This is a genomic window from Kitasatospora sp. NPDC047058, from assembly GCF_040643935.1.
Lineage (GTDB): Bacteria > Actinomycetota > Actinomycetes > Streptomycetales > Streptomycetaceae > Kitasatospora.
In genome coordinates this window covers 1-18,306 of record NZ_JBEYVJ010000083.1, presented here as the reverse complement: position 1 = coordinate 18,306, position 18,306 = coordinate 1, and the positions used below count along the sequence as shown (strand labels likewise).

The window sequence follows — 18,306 nt, the reverse complement described above, 5'->3', positions numbered from 1 at the left end:
GAGCTCGCCACACTTCCTTTTTGTAAGGTATGTGACGTTCCGTCGGAAACTGCTGAAGGCAGTGATCCCGGCCTGCCGGGGTGCGCGCGGCCGTTGGCCTGGCCCGCGCCGGAGCCGCTGGCCGCGCCCGACTAGCGGCGGAGACCGCTGTCACCGAGAAGCGGATGTTCGGCGGCCTGTCGTTCCTTCTGGACGGGAATCTCGCGGTCGGCGTCATCGGCGACGAACTCATCGTGCGGGTCGGGCCCGACGCCACCGAGGAAGCCCTGGCCCGGCCCGGCGCCCGGCTGTTCGACTTCACCGGCCGTCCGATGACCGGCTGGATCACGGTGGCCCCCGGCGCCTTGGCCGAGGACGGTGCCCTCGCGGAGTGGATCGACCGCGGGCTCGCCTTCGCGGCCGGGCTGCCGCCCAAGTGAGCCGGTCGAGCGACAGGCTCGGGCTCAGTCGCTCGCCCCGGATGGGTGACGCACGTCACACCCGGCTCCTGTCAGCAATCGGGGCGCCGTCTCGTTCAAGGGGTCCGCGAACGAGACAGGAGCAACGCCATGAAGCACCGCATCGTCGTCCTCGGCGCCGGATACGCCGGGGCCTTCGCGGCCGGAACCCTGGCCCGACGGCTCTCGCCCGCCGACACCGAGATCACCGTCGTCAACGCCGTGCCCGAGTTCGTCGAGCGGATGCGGCTCCACCAGCTCGCGAGCGGCCAGGACGTCGCGTTCCGCAAGCTCGCCGACGTCTTCGCCGGCACCGGGGTGCGGCTGCGCCTGGCACGTGTCACCGGTATCGACCCCGAGCGCAGCACCGTCGCCGTGACCGGCGAGGACGGCGAGGACGAGCTCGTGTACGACACGCTTCTTTACGCGCTCGGCAGCTCCGTGGCCGACCACGGGGTCCCCGGCGTGGCCGAGTACGCCTTCGACGTGACCGGCCTGTCCTCGGCGCTGCGCCTGCGCGAGCGCCTGGCCCGACTGGGCGCAGGCGGCACCGTGCTGGTCGTCGGCGAGGGGCTGACCGGCATCGAGACCGCCACCGAGTTGGCCGAGTCGCGGCCTGATCTCTCGGTCGCGCTCGTCGCCCGCGGCGGGCTGGGCGCCTGGCTCTCCCCGAAGGCCCGCCACCACCTGCACCGGTCCTTCGACCGGCTGGGCATCATCGTCCACGAGCACACCACTGTCCGGGCCGTCGAGTCGGCCCGGGCGGTCACCGCCGACGGTGGGTCCGTCCCGGCCGACGTGACCGTGTGGGCGGCCGGGTTCGCCGTGCACCCCATCGCCGCCGCCAGCGGCCTGGAGGTCGCCGAGACCGGCCAGATCGTCGTCGACCGCACCATGCGCTCGGTCTCGCACCCCGACGTCTACGCCGCCGGTGACTGCGCCTACGCGATCGGCGACAACGGCCGGCCGCTGCCGATGTCCTGCGCCTCGGCCGGCTTCACCAACATGCAGGCGACCGCCGCGATCATCGCACGCCTGACGGACAGTAAGGTCCCCACCGCCGGGCTGAAGTACTACGGCAACCACATCAGCCTGGGGCGGCGGGACGCCATCTTCCAGATGGTGGACGGGGACGTCCGATCGAAGTCCTGGTACCTGGGCGGCCGCATCGCCGCGCGGCTCAAGTCGGGCGTGCTGAAGGGGTCCGCCTGGAGCATCGCCCACCCGACCTTCGGCCTGCCGAAGCGCAGGCGCCACCTGACCACCGCGCCGGACCGGGTCGGTGTGCAGGCCGCCGCATAGGCTGCTCCGCATGGAAAGCGCAGCCATCGATCGCTTCGAGGCCGGCCGGGCCCGGCTGGCCTCGCTCGCGTACCGTCTGCTCGGCTCGGCCGCCGACGCCGAGGACGCCGTGCAGGACGCGTTCCTTCGCTGGCAGGCCGCGGACCGGGAACGCATCGAGGTGCCGGAGGCGTGGCTGACCAAGGTCGTCACCAACCTCTGCCTCGACCGGCTCCGCTCGGCGCAGGCGCGCCACGAGCGCGCGGTCGGGGACTGGCTGCCCGAGCCGCTCCTCGAGGGCGACCCGATGCTCGGCCCCGCCGAGACCTTCGAGCAGCGCGAGTCGGTGTCCCTGGCCGTCCTGACCCTCATGGAGCGCCTCTCGCCGGTCGAGCGGGCCGCCTACGTCCTGCGCGAGGCCTTCTCCTACCCCCATGCCGAGATCGCCGGGATCCTCGGCATCACCGAGTCGGCTAGCCAGCAGCACGTCCACCGGGCCCGGCGCCGGGTCGCCGCCGAACGCCGCGGCGGCGACGAGGTGGACCGCGCGGCCGCGCGCCGGGTCGTCGAGGAGTTCCTCGCCGCCGCCACATCGGGACGCACCGATCAGCTGGTGGCGATGCTCACCGCCGACGTGACCATGGTCTCGGACGGCGCCGGACTGGCGAAGCGGCTGCTGCGGTACCGCACACCCGAGCGCGTCGCCACCATCGTCCGGGCCGGCTTCAGGCCCACTCCGGCGAAGCGCCGGCTGGCCGGCGGCTCCCCCGCCTTCCACATGGCGCTGGTCAACGGCTCCCCGGCCGTCCTCGCCGTGGTCGAGGGCCGGGTCGTGGGCGCCGTGGCGTTCGAGCTCAGCGGCGGCCGGGTCGCGTCCCTGCGCGGCGTCGCCGCCGCCGACCGGCTGACGCGCCTCAACGCGGCCTGGCAGCAGCACCAGTCCGACGCACCGGCCATCACCGGATGGTGATCACTGCTCATCGCCTGCTGCTCGTCGACTTCCCCGTGGCGCTGCCGACTTCTGCCCGAGTGCGCAGCCGGCCGCGGGCGGCGAGCCTGTCCAGCCGGTGCTGTTCCCCGGCCGCCCAGTCGGCCGGGTCCAGTGGTCCGCCGTGGCCGACATGCAGCGTGGTCGGCTTCAGCGCGCGCTCCGCGTCGTACTGCGTAGAGGCTGAGCCGGTGTACGTCGAGCCTGCAGAGGACCAAGAAGACCTGGGACCCCAAGAACGTCTTCCACCACGCCCAGTCGATCACCCTGCCGTCCTGACCCGGCATGGCCTGAATCGCGAGGTGGTCCGCCGGGGAACGGGAACGGCAGGCGGGGGCTGGTGCCCCCGCCTGCCGGAGGTGCGGGACCGCGGGTTACTCCGGGACCACCAGAACGAAGTTCGGTGGCCGGCCGGAGTTCCCGTTCCGCGGCTGATCGGACGGGATGAAGCGTGCGCCTTCAGGGACGGGGCACCGGGAGATGACGATGCCCGTGAGGCAGGTACCGCACCAGAAGTTCGCGGCCCCGGCTCCGAGGCCCAGGGGGCCGATGAAGACCAGCTCCAGGGAGCGGCTTCCGCAGTTGGGGCACTCTTCCTCGATGCGATCGGGACGGGAGGAGACGGCCTGCTGGTAGCAGCTCAGCCAGGTCTCCCAGTCCGCGTGGCGGTTCTGCACGTCATCTGCTTCCTGCAGTCCGGGGGCCCCTAACGGACGTGCCTCCCGACATTCTGCCACCACTCCTCCTCCTGGGCGTAGGCGCGGTCTTCCCACGGTTCCGCTTCCTCCTGCGACTTGGGATAGGGCAGTCCGCGTCGGATGTCCTCGACGTGGATCTTCTCGTGGAACAGCGTGCGGGCCAGCGTCTCCTCGTTCAGGAAGGCGTCGCGGGCGAGTACGACCGTCTGGTCCGGCTTGGTGAAGCCGCCGAGACCGGCGGTCGCCTTCCGCAGTTCCACCCTGATGCCGCTGTAGTCGATGCCGAACTTCTTCGCCGTGGCCTGGATCACGTCTGTGTTCATGAGCATCTTGGGGCCGGTGCCGGTCCGCTTGGCCCGCTGGAGGGCCACTTCACGTTCGAGGCTGGAGAGCTGATCGGTGACCACCGACGCCTCGAGCTTCCCGGGGCCGGTTATCCACCTGCTCAGGCCGCCGAGGCCGGCCACCGCGACCTGTTGGGCCAGTTCGTCGGCGTTCTTCCGCACGATGTCGGCGACGTTGTTGCAGCCGAACTCGCGGAGCTTGCTCTCCGCGACGTACATCGCGTAGGCCGGGCGGACGGGGACGTACTTGTCGACGAACGCGCCGACGCCGCCGTCGTTCCCCGCGAGGGCGTTGTAGGCGTCGTTCCCGAAGACGAACGGGGCCTTGAAGCCCTTGACGAGGCCGCTGCCGATGGCCTCGTACCAGGTCATGTCCTCCGGGTCGTCGTCCTCGGGCGACAGACCCGTGGGGTCGGTGTAGACGGTGGGCGCGCCGGCCGCGTAGGCGTATGCGGAGGTGTACGGGGAGTTCGCCGGGGTGGCGAGGGGGTCGCGGCTGTTGAAGCGGCCGTTGGCGGTGTCGTACTCGCGGGCCCGGAGGTACTGCTTGCCGGGCACGACCGGGTCGTTGTACTGGCCGGCGAAGCCGAACGGGGTGGCCGGAGCGCCGGTGGCGGTGGTGGCGGTGCCCGACCGTCCGTAGGGGTCGTAGGAGGTGCGGCTCTGCTGGGCACCGGTGGCGTTGGTGAGGTCGGTGACGGACCCGAGCCAGTCGTGGTGGTGGTAGGTGGCCCCGGCGGAGTCGTGCTGGCTCTGCGGGAGGCCGAGGGGGTTGTAGGTGTAGTCGCCGATCAGCGCGCCGGAGCCGTTGGTCTCGGTGGCGATCTGCGGGATCGGGTTGTTGACGTCCCAGGTGAGGGTGCGGGAGAGGGTGCCGTTGGTCTTGGTGGTGACCCGGTTGCCGTCGGCGTCGTAGGTGAAGGTGAAGGTCTGCTTGCCGACGATGGTGCTGGGGCGCCCGGCGGCGTCGTAGGTGTAGGTGGTGGCGTGGATCGCGAGGGGGTCGCGGTAGGTCTTGGAGGACCACAGCGCCTTGTTGGCGGCGTCGTAGAGGACGAAGTTGCCGTCGTCCTGGACCTTGGCCACGGCCCCGGTGTTTCCGGCGGTGTTGGTGCTCCACAGCACGGCGCCGCCGGTGTCGGTGACGACGAGGTTGCCGTCGGCCTGCAGGGTGGCGCGGGCGCCGGGGTGGCCGGTGGTTCCGGTGGACCAGACGGCGAGGCCGGTGTCGATCTGGTACAGGACGAGGTTGCCGTCCGCCTGCATGATCAGCCGGGCGTTGTTCGACGTCAGGATCGTGCCGGGGGCGAGGCTCGCGCCGCTGGCGACGGTCTGGTCGCGGTAGGGGTTCTTGACGCTGGTCAGGTTGCCGTCGGCGTCGTGGGCGTAGGTGGTGGTGGCCGTGCCGATGCTGGTTTTGGTCAGCTGGTCGGCCGCGTCGTAGGTGGAGGTGGTGGTGCCGTAGGCGTCGGTCTGGGTGAGGCGGTTGCCCACCTTGTCGTAGGTGTAGGTGAGCGTGCCGCTCGCGCAGCCGACGGTGGACGGCGAGACGGGGCAGCCGGAGAGCAGGCGTCCGGCCTGGTCGTAGGTATAGGTCTGGACACCGGCTCCCAGCCCGAGCCGGTCGGCGGTGACGCTGGTGGGCTGGCCGGCCGCGTCGCGGGTGAGCTGCCAGGAGGCGAGGGTCGTGCCGGCCTTGGTGCCGGCGATGGCGCTGAGGCGTCCCGCGGGGTCGTAGGTGCGGGTCTCGGTGTAGCCGTTGGTGGCGGGCAGGGTGGTGCCGGTCAGCTGCCCGGCCGGGTTGTAGGCGTAGAGCGTGCTGGCGCCGTCGACCGTCTGCCGGGTGCGGCGGCGGTCGCCGTCGTAGGCGTAGGTGAGCTTGCGGCCGTCGGCGTACTGGCGGCTGGTCAGGTTGCCGACGGGGTCGTAGGCGTAGACGAAGCCGGTGCCGCCGGTGGGCTTGGAGACGGAGGTCAGCCGCCCGGCCGGGTCGTAGCCCAGAGCGCGGGTTCCGGTGGCGTCGGCGACGGTGGCAGGACGCCCGGCCTTGTCGTAGGTCCGGGAGACGGCCGGTGTGGCGTCGGAGTAGGTGGTGCCGGTGGGCAGGCCGCGCGGGTCGTAGCCGACGGTGGCCGTCAGGCCGCGGGCGTTGGTGGTCGTGGTGGCGTGGCCGTCGGGGTCGTAGCCGTAACCGACCTTGCCGCCGAGCGGGTCGGTGACGCTCGTGACGCGGTGGAGCGCGTCGTACGTGTAGCCGGTGACGTGGCCGTTGGCGTCGGTCCTGCCGGTCCGCTCGCCGGCCGTGTTCCAGGTGTTGGTGGTCACCGCGCCTGTCGGGTCGGTCACGGTGGTGACGCGTCCGTTCGCGTCGTAGGCGGTGGCGGTGGTCCGGCCCAGCGGGTCGGTCACCCGGGTCGGCCGGTTCAGCGCGTCATAGGTGGTGCCCGTCGTGTTGCCGAGCGAGTCCTTGACGGTGGTCGGGTTCCCGGCGGCGTCGTAGCCGTAGGTGGTGGTGTAGGTGGCGGCGGTGGCGCCGGAGGCGTTGCCCCGCGGGTCGGTGACGGCGGTCGGACGCTGGTCCTTGTCATAGGTCCAGGTGGTCCTGTTGCCCTCGGGGCTGGTGCGCGCGACCGTGTTGCCGTCGGCGTCGTAGCCGGTGGCGGTGGTCTTGCCGAGCGCGTCCGTCAGGCTCGTCGGCCGGCCGGCCGCGTCGTAGCCGATGGTGCTCTTAGCGCCGGACGGGTCCGTGGTCGTGGTGACCTGGCCCGCGCCGTCGTAGGCGGTCGAGGCGCTGTTGCCGAGCGGGTCCGTGACGGTGACCGGACGGTTGATCACGTCATAGGCGGTCGCCGTGGTGGCCCCGGTCGGGTCCGTCACGGTGGTCCGGTTCCCGTTGGCGTCGTAGCCGTAGGTGGTGGTGTACGTGGCGGCGGTGGCGCCGGAGGCGTTGCCCCGCGGGCTGACCGTGCTGGTGAGCCGGTTGTTCTTGTCGTAGCCGTAGGTGGCCCTGTTGCCGAGCGGGTCCGTGACGGAGGTCAGGTTCCCGGCCGGGTCGTAGACGCTGGTCGTGGTGGTGCCCGCGGGCTCCTTGACCGTGGTGCGGTTTCCCGCCGCGTCGTAGCCGTAGGCCAGGACGTTGCCGGTGGGGTCCTTGACGCTGGTCAGGTTGCCCGCCGCGTCGTAGCCGTACGTGGTGGTGTTGCCGAGCGGGTCGGTGGCGGAGGTGAGCAGGCCGCCCGCGTCGTAGGCGTACCTCGTCGTGTAGGCGGCAGGGTCGGCCCCGGCCGTGTTCCCCCGCGGATCGGTCTTGCCGGTGAGGCGGGCGGCCGCGTCGTAGGAGAACGTCGTCCTCTCACCGAGCGGGGTGGTGACGGAGGTGCGGTTGCCCGCGCCGTCGTACCCGTAGGTGGTGGTGGCCCCGCGGGGCGTGGTGACGGTGGCCAGGGCGCCGAGCGGGGTGTACGTGTAGCTGGTCTTCCCGCCGGCCGGGTCGGTGCTGTCGGTCAGCTGGTTGAGCGCGTTGTAGCTGTAGGTGGTGGTGCGGCCGAGTGCGTCCTTGCGCGAGGTGACGTTGTTGTTGCCGTCGTAGGTCCACGTCTGCCTGGCGGACACCGGTGCCGGGGCGGTGCTGGTCAGCACGTTGCCGTTGGCGTCGAAGGTGAACGCGGAGGTGTTGCCGTTCGGGTCGGTGAACGCCGTGCGGTTGAACGCGCCGTCGTAGGTGTAGCGGGTGGTCTTGCCGTAGGGGTCGGACTGCCAGCTGATGACGCCGCCGGCGTAGACGTGGGTCCAGATCCCGCCGTCGGGGTGGGTCACGTATGTCGTGGAGTTGGCGGTGTCGTAGCCGAACGTGGTCGTGCCGCCGAGCGCGTCGACCTGGCTCGCGACCCGGCCCGAGCCGTCGTAGGTGTTGGCGGTCACGACCTTGCCGAGCGGGTCGGTGACGGTGGTGAGCCGGCCGTTCGCGTCGTAGCCGTAAGCGGTGCTCTGACCGCGCGGGTCGCGGACGGCGGTGAGCAGCCCGCCCGTGTACTGGTAGGTGACCGTGCGCTGCCCGGGCAGGGTCACGCCGGTCAGCAGCCCGCCGGTGTAGGAGAAGCCGACGGACCGTCCGGCGCCGTCGGTGATGCCGGTGAGCTGGCTACCGGTGTAGGACATCGTGAGGCCGGTGCCGGAGGGGTCGGCCATGGCGGTCAGCCGGCCGGCCTGGTCGAACACCAGCTGGTGCCGGTCCGGTGTGGTCAGCACGTACCCGGCGCCCCGGCGCTGCAGGCTGGAATGGACGTACGGCCGGGTGGCCTTCAGCGAACCGTCGCCCTGGACCGCGTAGTCGACCTGCGAGCCGTCCTCGGCCCGGAAGGTGACCACCGCCTGGCCCACGTTCAGGGACGCCGAGTACGGGAAGACCCAGCCCCTGCCGAGCACACCGGAGACCGACGACGAGGAGGAGTAGCTCCGGGTCAGCTTGAACGGCTGCCCGGGGCCGGGCAGTTCGGCGTCCGTGACCGCCTCGCCGAAGGCACCCGTCGAGGTGCTGACCGGGTCACCGCAGTACTTCACCAGGCTCAGCACGATCCCGGTGCTGGAGGGCGAGTTCGGGCACGCGAGCGACACGTTGTCCGGCACGCCGACGACCGGCACCGGCGGGGCCGCGATCGACGTCAGCTCGTCCGAGCTCCCGTCCGCGTACCCGTACCGCACCTTCACGTAGTAGGCCACACCACGCTGGATCGGCGCGCTGAAGGAGCACCATCCGGTGGACTCGTAGACCATCCACTGGTCGCCCGCGATCAGGGCATTGTCGGACGCCCGGTAGAACGTGACCGAGACGTTCCCGCGGCTGCTCGCCCGCAGGGCCGCCGGGGTGTCCGGATTGAAGTCCCAGGTCGCGCACCACGACAGCCCGGTGTTCCCGCTCTGGAGGTTGTCGACGAAGGTCCGGACACCGGCGATGTACGGGTGACCGGAGGGCCAGTCCGCTGCCACACCCTCCGTGTCACGGGCACTCCTCGCGGACACCGGCCGGGCCCCCACCGACGACAGGGCCCGCAACTCCTCCTCCGTGAGGCTGTGGAAGCCCTCGGTGCCGGGGCCGGCGATCCGCTGCGCCACCTGTGCCGCCGGCGGACCGGTCGGCCCTTCGGCCTTGAGGTCGCGGGCCTGACGGCGCTTCTGGTCGAGCGACCACGGGGCCGGGGGAGAGGCGGCGTGGGGTGCCGCACCGCCGCCGTGGGCTGCGGTGCCGCTGCCCGGCTCCTCCAAAGGCCCGGCCCACGCGGGGGGTGTCAGCGTCAGTGACAACAGGGCCGATAACAGGAGCCCGAGTATCGACGTGCGGATGTGTCGCATCGTTCGGAAACAGTCCTTCCGTGTGCAGAAAGTGGCGCTACGAACCAGTGCCAGGATGATCGTGCGGGCATCCGCTGGAGGAGGTCGCCGACGGAAGGGAATCGGCCGGATCCGGCGCATGGATGGCCTGGTGTCGGCGGTCGCTATGCGGATACATCCGGTATGGCTGTCTTCCCGAACCAGGTGTCGCGGCGACGGCGGATCGCCACCCGGCCTCCGCGTTGCTCGCCGGGCCGGCCACGTCGCCCGGGCGTCGAGAACCCGGCACGTGGCTGACGGGCGCGGATCACGATCCGGATTCCGCCTTCCGGGTGGTTTCGACCGCATCCGCCCTGGCTGGGGGCCCGCAACGGGTTCACCATCAACCGGATCACCGAGACCTTCGGACTGAGCCGGCACACCCTCGGCGAGATCCGCGACTGCGTCGCCCTCGGCCGCGAGTACGGGGCGCAGGTCCTCATGTCGGTGGGCCCGCGCACCGTCGAGAACATCGGCGCCACCGTGCAGACCCCGGAGGGGCCCCGGGTCGGCTACCGGCTGCGCGGCCGGGAGCAGCTGGTGCCGCTCGTCGGCCACAGCATCAGGGCCACCCCCGAACAGGCCGAGGGCATGCTCCGGCGGACGGAGATCACCGCCGAGTTCATGGCCCGCCACTACCCGCAGGCCCGCCAGGGCACCGCCGGCACGGCGTGGCGCGTGAAGGGTCCGGGCCGGGATGCGGGCGGTGCCGGTGGGGCGCAGGGTCGAGGTATGAGCGGAGTGATCGTGCTGGTCGAGCTGGAGTCGTCCACGGAGGTGCTGGACGCGGGGGAGGTCGACGTGGGCGCCCGGATCCGGTGGGTGCACGCGGCGCCGCCCGACCCGGACGTGCCGGAGGACCCGGGCCCGGCCACGTTCTGCGGGATGGACACCCGTGACCTCGAACGGGAGCCCTACCAGCCGGCCGGGCCGGGGGACCCGTGGTACCCGCCCTCGCAGCGTACGCGACGCTGCCGTGAGTGCGAGGCCGCGCTCAAAGCGCTCTGACGCAGGACCCGCGCCCGGACGCGCCCCCGGACCTCCCCGTCCGGGCGGGTCAGGAGGCGGCTTCGGCGATCCGGCCGTCCTGGAGCTCGATCACCCGGTCGGCGAGCTCCATCAGGGTCGGGTCGTGGGTGGCGACCAGTGCGGTGACGCCCTCGCTGCGGACCACGGCGCGCAGCAACTGCATGATCGAACGGCCGGTCTCGGAGTCCAGCTGGCCGGTCGGCTCGTCGGCAATGATCAGGTCGGGCTCGTTGGCCAGGGCGCGGGCGATGGCGACCCGCTGCTGCTGTCCGCCGGAGAGCTCCCCGGGGCGCTGGTCGGCGTGGTCGGCGAGGCCGACCATGGCCAGCAGGGTCCGGGCCCGCTCCTCGCGCTGGGCCGCAGGCACCTTGCGCAGTCGCATCGGCACCCCGACGTTCTCCGCGGCGGTGAGGACGGGGATCAGCCCGAAGGACTGGAACACGAAGCCGATCCGGTCCCGGCGCATGGCCAGCCGGCCGTCCTCGTCCAGTCCCGCCAGGTCGGTGCCGTCCAGGGCGATGGTCCCGCTGGTCGGGGAGTCGAGGCCGCCGACCAGGTTGAGCAGGGTGGTCTTGCCCGAACCCGACCGGCCCTTCAGGGCGGTCAGTTCACCGCGGTGGATGGTGAAGGAGACGCCGCGCAGCGCGTGCACGGCCCGCTCGCCGGTGCCGAAGGTGTGCCGGAGGTCGGTGACGTCGACCATGGGCGCGGTCGTGGACGTGGTCACGGTGCCGACCGGTTGCTGCGTCATGCGGCGTCCCCCTGGGTGTCTGTCGGGCCTGCGGTGCTGCGGTTCTGTGGCTTTGCGGTACTTCGGCACTTCGGTACTGCGGCACTGCGGTTCTTCGGCTCGGTGGTGCCGCGGTCATGGATTTGCATTTGTGATGTGTCCATGACTTAAAGGCGGTGCGTCACGTGAGCGAGAACGTTCAATGCCGAGAATTTGCTCACCAGTTACATGATTCGCGCAAGTCCCTTCCGTTCTGAGTACGGATCTGACAGCATCGTCCGCTATCCGGTGATCAAGCGCCGGTGATCACCACCTCGGCCCGTGACGGGCGTTCAGCCCTGGCCGGCCCCCTGATCGGGGTGGCCTCGCAGGTGTACGGGGACCGGGGTGTCGTCAGGGGGAGGAACGGGATGCTCGGCTTCGTCGTGCGCCGTCTGCGCGGGCGACTGCCGCTGGCCGGTGCCGTCCTGCTCACCGTGCTGATCACCACGGCGGTGCTCACCGCGCTGGTGGCGTTCAACCGTACGGTCGGGGAGGCCGGGCTGCGCCAGGCCCTGCAGGGGGACGGCCACGCGCGGACCACGGTGCTGGTGAGCGGCGAGCACGGCCTGGACAAGAGGTCCGCCGACGACGCCGCGGTCGCCGCCTACGGGGGCGGCCTCTTCGGCGGCCTCGCCGTCCGTACCGAGAGCCTCGCCCGCAGCCGCTCGTACGGCCTCCCGGCAGCCGGGGCACCTGCCGCCGCACCCGCTGCCGCCACGCCGCCCGCCACCCCGCCCAGCGGTCAGAAGGCGGCCGTCGACCTCACCCTGCTCGCCTCCCTCGACCGCGGCCGCGTCCACCTGCTGGCCGGCGGCTGGCCCGCGGCCGTCCAGCGCCCGGCCCAGGGCGCCGCCGCGGGGCCGGTCGAGGTCGCCGTCCCGCAGACCACGCTGACCCGGCTCGGCCTCGCCGCCGCGAACCTGCCCGCCGACGTCCGGCTCGACGACCGCTACGACGGCCGGCCGCTCACCGTGCGCGTCACCGGGGTCTACCGCGCCGACGACCCCGCCACCCCGTACTGGGGGCTCGACACCCTGGGCGGCCGGGAGATCCAGACCGGCGGCTTCACCACCTACGGGCCGCTGCTGGTCGACGACTCCGCCTTCACCACCGCCGTCGTCCCGCAGAACGGCCGCAGTTGGCTGCTCGGCGCGGACTTCGCCGGCATCCGCGACACCGGGGCCGCCGCCGTGCGCGACCGCGCCGCCGGCCTCGCCGACGACCTCACCAAGGCGACCGGGCTGCAGGTCCGGACCGAACTCCCGGTCATGCTAGGGGAGGTGGAGTCCAGTGCACTGGTCGCCCGCTCCACCCTGCTGATCGGTGCGCTCCAACTCGCCGTCCTCGCCGCCGCCGTCCTCCTGCTGGTGGTGCAGCTGATGGCCGCCCGGCAGGAGGGCGAGAACGCCCTGCTGGCCGCGCGCGGGGCCTCCGGCGCCCGTCTCGGCCTGTTCTCCGCCACCGAGGCGCTGCTGCTCGCGGTGCCCGCCGCGGCCCTCGCGCCGCTGTTCACCCCGCTGCTGCTGAGCGCCCTCGCCCATCGCGGGCCGCTCGCCCGGGTGCCGCTCGACACCGGCCTGAGCTGGACGCTCTGGCCGATCGCCACCGGGTGCGCGCTCGCCTGCGTCCTCCTCACCACCGTCCCCACGGTGCTGCGCGGGGCCGGCAGCGCCGTGCTGCGCCGTGCGGGCCGCCGGCAGGCGCTGGTCGCCAATGCGGTGCGTTCCGGTGCCGACCTCGCGGTGGTCGGCCTCGCCGCTCTCGCCTACTACCAACTGGCGCAGTACGAGGGAGGGTTGTCGACGGACGCAAGCGGCCGGCTCGGCCTCGACCCGGTCCTGGTCGCCGCCCCCACGCTGGCGCTCGGCGCGGGCACCCTGCTGGTGCTGCGCCTCCTGCCGTTCGCCGCCCGGCTCGGCGGCCGGATCGCCGCCCGGGGCCGCGGCCTGGTGCCCGCCCTGGCCGGCTGGCAGCTCGCACGCCGCCCCGGCCGGGCCACCGGGCCGGTCCTGCTGCTGGTGCTCGCGGTCTCCACCGGGGTACTGGCGCTCGGCCAGCAGCGCACCTGGTCCGAATCCCAGCGCGACCAGGCGGACTTCGCCACCGCCGGCGGGCTGCGGATCACCGGCTCGCAGCTGGCCTCGATGGGCCAGGGTGGCCGCTACGGCGCGCTGCCCGGCGGCGACCGGCTGATACCGGTGATCCGCCAGGAGCACACGCTGCCGGCCGGCGCCACCGGCCAGGTGCTCGCCCTCGACGCCGCCGGCTTCGCCGACCGCGTCCCGGTCCGCCCGGACCTGCTCGGCGGGCAGCACGGCAAGGACCTCTTCGGGCCGCTGGCCCAGCCCGCCCCCACCGGGGCCGCGGCCGGTCTGCCGCTGCCCGGCCACCCGGCCCGGATCGACATCGACCTCGTCAACGAGCCGTCCGCCGGTGCCGCCGGGGCTACCGGTGCCGCCGTGCCGCCGGACGTCTGGCTGCTGGTGCGGGACCGCTTCGGCGACACCTACCGCGTCCGGCTGACCGGCGTGCCCGTGCACGGCAGGGCCGTGGCGACCGCGGACCTCGCCGCCCTCACCGCCGCCCCGGTCGGCGCCCCCGCCGCGCCGCTCACCGTCGCCGGTCTGGTCGTGGTCTTCGGCACCGACCAGAACCTCGCCCTGACCGGGGAGTTGGACGTGCAGGGCATCGCCGTCGCGGACACCGCGACCGGCCCGGCCACCGCCGTGCCGGCCCCGGCCGGCCTCACCTGGCGGACCAGCACCGCCCCCGGGGAGTCCGGCTCCGGCTCCGAGCTGCTGCCGGCCCGGGACGGGCGGGTGCTCGGGCTCCGCTACGCGCCGAAGGGCCGCGGGACCGGTGTCGTCACCCAGGCCACCCTGCTGCCCGCCGGCACGGAGGCCCCGGACGTGCTGCCCGCCCTCGCCACCCGCGGCTACCTCGCAGGCGTCGGCGCGGACGTCGGCGACACCGTCCAGGTGACGTTCGGCTCCGTCGGCCTGCGGCTCAGGATCACCGGCGCGGTCGACTCGCTGCCCGTCGCCGGGGACAAGGCCGTCGTCGTCGACCTCGCCGCCGCCGGACGCCTGTTCGCCGCCGGCGGGCGCCAGCTGCCGGACCTCACCGAGTGGTGGCTGCCCGCCACCGGACCGGGCGACCGGGTGCCCGCCGAGGCGGCCGCCGCGCTCCGCGCCACCCCCGGCGTGCAACGGCTGCTGCTGAACGACGAGGTGGCCGCCGGCCTGCTCGCCGACCCGCTCAGTGCCGCCCCGCAGAGCGCCCTCGCCGCCATCGCCCTGGCCAGCACCGTCCTGGCCGCCATCGGCTTCGCCGCCGCCGCGGCGGCCTCCGCCCGGGAGCGCGCCGCCGACTTCACCGTGCTGCTCGCCCTCGGCACCCCGCGCAGGTGGCTGGTCCGCACCGCCGCGGCCGAGCAGGCCGTGCTGGTCCTGCTCGGCAGCCTGGCCGGCCTCGGGCTGGGCGCCCTGATCGTCCGGCTGATCGTGCCGTTCGTGGTGCTCACCCCGGCGGCCCGCCGGCCGACGCCCGAGGCGCTGGTCGTCCTGCCGCTCGGCTGGGCCCTGCTGCTGACGGCCGCGATCGCCGCCGTACCCCTGCTGTCGGTCTTCCTGATCGGACGCCGCCGTCGAGACGTGGCCGCCCGGCTGCGGCACGTGGAGGAGATGTGACCACCCCGGCCGACACCCGCAACCCCCGCGCCGGAGGGGCCCGGCCGACCTCCGCACACCGGCCCGCGCCCTGGGTCCGCACCCGGCTGCGGTCGGCGCGGCTCGCCGCCCTGCTCATGGCGGCGCTCGCGTTCGGCACCGTCTTCCTGGCCGCCGCGTTCCCGCGCGCCCTCGACCGGGGGACGGACGACGCGCTGCACCGCTTCCTGGCGGACCGCGGGCCCGCCTGGAACACCCTCGTCGCCACCTCCAACGACCGGTTCGACGCCGCCGACCTCGACGAGGTCGCCCGGAAGCTCGGGTCGCGGCCCGGCAGGACGTTCCGGTACGCCGCGTCGGGCCCGGTCTACGGGGCGCGCGGCGACAAGTTCCGCGAGATCGCCAACCCCGGCTACGCCAGCCCCGACGGCCTGAAGCCGAGGGTCGGCCTGATGTACCTGCAGGGCATCACCGAGCGGGTCACCCTGGTGGCGGGCGGCTGGCCGACTGGCCCCGGCGGCCAGGACGGCCCGGTGCCGATCGCGCTCAGCAAGGCCGCGGCCGACACCATCGGCATCCGGCTCGGCGACGTCCTGCGGGGCGGCGAGGGACCGGCCCCGGAACTGGCCGAGGTGGTCGGCCTCTACACCGTCAAGGACCCGCACGACCCGTACTGGTACGACCTCGGCTGCCTCGACCGCGCCTGCGTGGAGGGCAACCCCCACGTCGCCCTGAAGGCCGACGGCCTCGTCGCCGCCGGCGCGCTGGAGCGGGTCGCCCAGTGGGGCGCCCACACCACCGACTTCTGGCGGCTGCCCGTCGACACCGCGGCGCTGCACGCCCGCGACCTGCCCGCGACCGGCCGGGAGCTCACCGGCTTCGTGACCGGCCCCGGCGCCGTCGCGCTGGCCGCCTACACCGGCCGGGAGGACCTCAGCCTCCGCTCCCAGCTGCCCACCGCGTTCAACCAGGCCATCGCCCGGCAGAACGCCGCCGCGCCGCTCGCCGCGATCGGCCCGGCCGGCCTGGCCGCGGTCGGTGCCGTGGTGCTCTTCCTGGCCGCCGGACTCACCACCGACCGGCGCACCGCCGAGCTGCGGCTGCTCCAGGCCCGCGGGGGCTCCCGCGGCGGCGTCCTGCGGCGCCTGCTCGGCGAGGGCGCGGTGACCGTGCTGCCCGCGGCCGCCGCCGCGACCGCACTCGCCCTCGCGCTGCTGTCGACACCGCGCTGGACCGAGGCCGTCCTGGCCGCCCTCGCCGCCACCCTGGTCGCGCTGCTGGGCTTCCCCGCCCGCGCGGCCCTGTTCTGGTCCCGGCCGCGGCGGCGGAACGCCGGACGCCGGCTGGTCGGCGAACTCCTGGTGCTGGCCGTCACCGTCGCGGCCGTGCTGGAGGTCCGCCGGCGCGGCGTCGCGCCGGCCGGCCAGGAGCCGGACCTGCTGCTCGTCGCGGCCCCGCTGCTGCTCGCCGTCACCGGCGGCCTGGTGCTCGCCCGGCTCCAGCCGGCCGTGGTCGGGGCACTCGCCCGCGCGGCCGGGCGGCGCCCCGGCCTGGTCGGCTTCCTCGGCCTGGCCCGCGCCGCCCGCGGCAGCGGCGGCCGGACCGGCCCCTCGCTGCTGCCGATGGTCGCACTCACCCTCGCCGTCACCACGGCCGGCTTCGGGGCCACCGTCCTGGACGCCGTCGACGGCGCCCGGCTGCGCGCCGCCCGGGCCGTCGTGGGCGGGGACGCCGCCGTCGCCGCCCCGACCGGCACCACGCTGCCGGACCGGTTCACCGAGGCGGCGGGCGCGATGCCCGGCGTCCGGCTCGCCACCAGCGTCTGGTGGGAGAGTGAGGTGTTCCTCCTCGGCAGCGGCGTCGCGCCGACCCGGGTGAGCGCCCTGGTGGTCGACCCCGCGGCCTATGCCGAACTGTCCCGGAGCGTCGGCCGGGGCGGGTTCGACCCGGGCCTGCTCGCCGGCGGTGGCGGGGGCGACGCGCCGGTGCCCGCCCTCTTCAGCACCGCACTGGGCGACCAGCTCACTCCCGGCGGCTACCGCCTGCGGCTGCCCAACGGCTGGGAGCTGAACGCCGCGGTCGCCGGCCGGATCGGTGCCACGCCCGCACTCGTCGGCGACGACCGCAAGTTCGTCGTGCTGCCGTCCGGCCCCGCCGTCGCCCAGCGGCCCGAGCTGGGCCGGCCCAACCTCTGGTTCGCGGTCGGCGACATCGACGAGCGGCAGCTCCAGGGGCTGGTGCGCGAACTGGCGCCGCCGGTGGGCTGGCGGGTCACGTTCGGCGAGCACCCCGGGACGGTCCTGTCGCCCGACGCGGCCGGGGTCGTGTCGCCGCAGCCGTCCGCGCCGGCCTCGGCGGCGGCCTCCGCACCGGCTGCCGGAACGCCCGCTGCCGGAGCGCCCGCCGCCGGAGCGCCCGCCTCGGTGCCTGCCGCCGGTGCCGACGGCGCCGCCGCCGACGCGCTGCTGAGCGGCTACCAGGTGCGCACCAGCAGGACGCTGGCCGCCGAGTTCGCCGACGACCCGCTCCAGCGCTCGGCCGGCCGCCTGTTCTGGGCCGCCGTGCTCGGCGCCGGCGGGTTCGCCCTGCTCGCCGTCCTGCTGACGCTGGTGCGGACCGCACCGGAACGCGCCGCCCTGCTGGCCAGGCTGCGCACCATGGGGCTGCGCCCGCGGCAGGGCCTCGCCCTGATCCTGGCCGAGACCGTACCGCAGGCCGTCGTCGCGGCGGTCGGCGGCGGACTGGTCGCCCTGGCCGCGACGGCGCTGCTCGGGCCGGCGTTCGACCTCTCCGTCCTGGTCGGCGCCGAGGTGCCGCCGGGGCTGGGCCCCGCGGTGGCGCCGGTCCTGCGCCAGGTGCTCGGACTGGTGGCCCTGGTCACCGCCGGCGTGGTGGCCGAGGCGCTGATCTCCGGGCGGCGCCAGATCGCGACCGAACTCCGGGTGGGGGAGCAGCGTTGACGGACAGCGGACGGGCCCGGCGGCACGGCCGGGCGGACGGCAAGGGAATCGGCCCGCGACGACCGCGGCCACAGGCGCGCCCCGGCGCAGCGGTGACAGGAGACCAGCGGTGAACAGCCTCCCCGAGGCCCGGACGGCCGGCCCGGCCCCCACCTACCAGGAGCTGCAGGAGCGTGCGCTCGCCGCCGTCCGGCCGAAGGCGCCCGGCGGCGGTGACGCGGCGATCGTCTGCGACCGCCTGGTGCGCATCTTCAGCAGCGAGGGCATCGAGGTGCAGGCGCTCCAGGGTCTCGAACTGACCATCCGGCAGGGTGATCTGGTGGCCCTGGTCGGTGCCTCCGGCAGCGGCAAGTCCACCCTGCTGACGATCCTGGCCGGGCTCGACGTGCCGACCGCCGGCACCGCCGTCGTGGCCGGCCGCGACCTGCTGGAGATGTCGGCCCGTGACCGGCTGCGCTACCGGCGCGAGGTGGTCGGCTTCATCTGGCAGCAGACCGCGCGGAACCTGCTGCCCTTCCTGACCGCCGCCGAGAACGTCGCCCTGCCGATGCAGCTTCGCGGCCGCCGGAGCGGCGGGGGCTCCCGGCAGCAGGCGGCCCGGGTGGCCGAGCTGCTGGAGGCCCTGGAGATCGGCGACCTCGCCCACCGGCGCCCGGGCGAGATGTCCGGCGGCCAGCAGCAGCGGGGGGGCCACGGCGGGGCGGGGGCGGACAAACCCCCCCATGCGGAGAGCACACCACTGAACACCACGCACAAATGCAA

Annotated in this window: 11 protein-coding genes; 8 read left to right on the top strand and 3 right to left on the bottom strand. The window is 74.0% G+C overall.

Going from position 1 to position 18,306, the window contains the following annotated elements; translation table 11 throughout:
- Nucleotides 1-80 precede the first annotated feature (80 nt).
- From ABZ885_RS15670 to ABZ885_RS15655, 4 genes are all read left to right on the top strand, one after another.
- Nucleotides 81-419: a TfoX/Sxy family protein gene (locus ABZ885_RS15670; RefSeq protein ID WP_360187979.1), complete on the top strand. Its 339-nt coding sequence runs from the start codon at nucleotides 81-83 to the stop codon at nucleotides 417-419.
- A gap of 129 nt (nucleotides 420-548) precedes the next feature.
- Nucleotides 549-1,739, top strand: coding sequence for an FAD-dependent oxidoreductase (locus ABZ885_RS15665; protein WP_360187977.1), 1,191 nt, complete (start codon nucleotides 549-551; stop codon nucleotides 1,737-1,739).
- A 10-nt stretch (nucleotides 1,740-1,749) separates the two neighbouring features.
- Nucleotides 1,750-2,688, top strand: a complete 939-nt coding sequence (locus tag ABZ885_RS15660; RefSeq protein ID WP_360187975.1) for a sigma-70 family RNA polymerase sigma factor — start codon at nucleotides 1,750-1,752, stop codon at nucleotides 2,686-2,688.
- Nucleotides 2,689-2,889: 201 nt separating this feature from the next.
- Nucleotides 2,890-2,985: a BBE domain-containing protein gene (locus ABZ885_RS15655; protein ID WP_360187996.1), complete on the top strand. Its 96-nt coding sequence runs from the start codon at nucleotides 2,890-2,892 to the stop codon at nucleotides 2,983-2,985.
- 95 nt (nucleotides 2,986-3,080) lie between these two features.
- On the opposite strand, the gene ABZ885_RS15650 is transcribed toward ABZ885_RS15655, so the two are convergent.
- A complete protein-coding gene (locus ABZ885_RS15650; protein WP_360187973.1) occupies nucleotides 3,081-3,383 on the bottom strand; it encodes a hypothetical protein in 303 nt (100 codons plus the stop codon).
- 29 nt (nucleotides 3,384-3,412) lie between these two features.
- Entirely contained in the window at nucleotides 3,413-9,010 is a 5,598-nt protein-coding gene (locus tag ABZ885_RS15645; protein WP_360187972.1) for a DUF6531 domain-containing protein, read from the bottom strand.
- Nucleotides 9,011-9,556: 546 nt separating this feature from the next.
- On the opposite strand from ABZ885_RS15645, the gene ABZ885_RS15640 reads away from it, so the two are divergent.
- Nucleotides 9,557-10,123 carry a hypothetical protein gene (locus ABZ885_RS15640; protein ID WP_360187971.1) on the top strand — a complete coding sequence of 189 codons (567 nt, stop codon included), beginning with the start codon at nucleotides 9,557-9,559 and terminating at the stop codon, nucleotides 10,121-10,123.
- A 49-nt stretch (nucleotides 10,124-10,172) separates the two neighbouring features.
- On the opposite strand, the gene ABZ885_RS15635 is transcribed toward ABZ885_RS15640, so the two are convergent.
- A complete protein-coding gene (locus tag ABZ885_RS15635; RefSeq protein WP_360187969.1) occupies nucleotides 10,173-10,895 on the bottom strand; it encodes an ABC transporter ATP-binding protein in 723 nt (240 codons plus the stop codon).
- 281 nt (nucleotides 10,896-11,176) lie between these two features.
- Here ABZ885_RS15635 and ABZ885_RS15630 point away from each other — a divergent pair, with 281 nt between their 5' ends.
- The 3 genes from ABZ885_RS15630 to ABZ885_RS15620 all read left to right on the top strand — a co-directional run.
- A complete protein-coding gene (locus tag ABZ885_RS15630) occupies nucleotides 11,177-14,605 on the top strand; it encodes an FtsX-like permease family protein (RefSeq protein ID WP_360187967.1) in 3,429 nt (1,142 codons plus the stop codon).
- The gene (locus tag ABZ885_RS15625) at nucleotides 14,602-17,544 is read left to right on the top strand and encodes a hypothetical protein (RefSeq protein ID WP_360187965.1); all 2,943 of its coding nucleotides are present in this window, start codon (nucleotides 14,602-14,604) and stop codon (nucleotides 17,542-17,544) included. The genes ABZ885_RS15630 and ABZ885_RS15625 overlap by 4 nt, the downstream gene beginning before the upstream one ends.
- Before the next feature lie 109 nt (nucleotides 17,545-17,653).
- Nucleotides 17,654-18,306: ATP-binding cassette domain-containing protein (locus tag ABZ885_RS15620; RefSeq protein ID WP_360187964.1), on the top strand; the 653-nt coding region annotated here is incomplete at its 3' end.

Excerpts from the sequence above, each read along its gene's own strand:
- ABZ885_RS15665 (WP_360187977.1), top strand. The coding sequence starts at position 549 with ATGAAGCACCGCATCGTCGTCCTCGGCGCCGGATACGCCGGGGCCTTC.
- ABZ885_RS15660 (WP_360187975.1), top strand. The coding sequence starts at position 1,750 with ATGGAAAGCGCAGCCATCGATCGCTTCGAGGCCGGCCGGGCCCGGCTG.
- ABZ885_RS15640 (WP_360187971.1), top strand. The coding sequence starts at position 9,557 with ATGTCGGTGGGCCCGCGCACCGTCGAGAACATCGGCGCCACCGTGCAG.
- ABZ885_RS15635 (WP_360187969.1), bottom strand. The coding sequence starts at position 10,895 with ATGACGCAGCAACCGGTCGGCACCGTGACCACGTCCACGACCGCGCCC.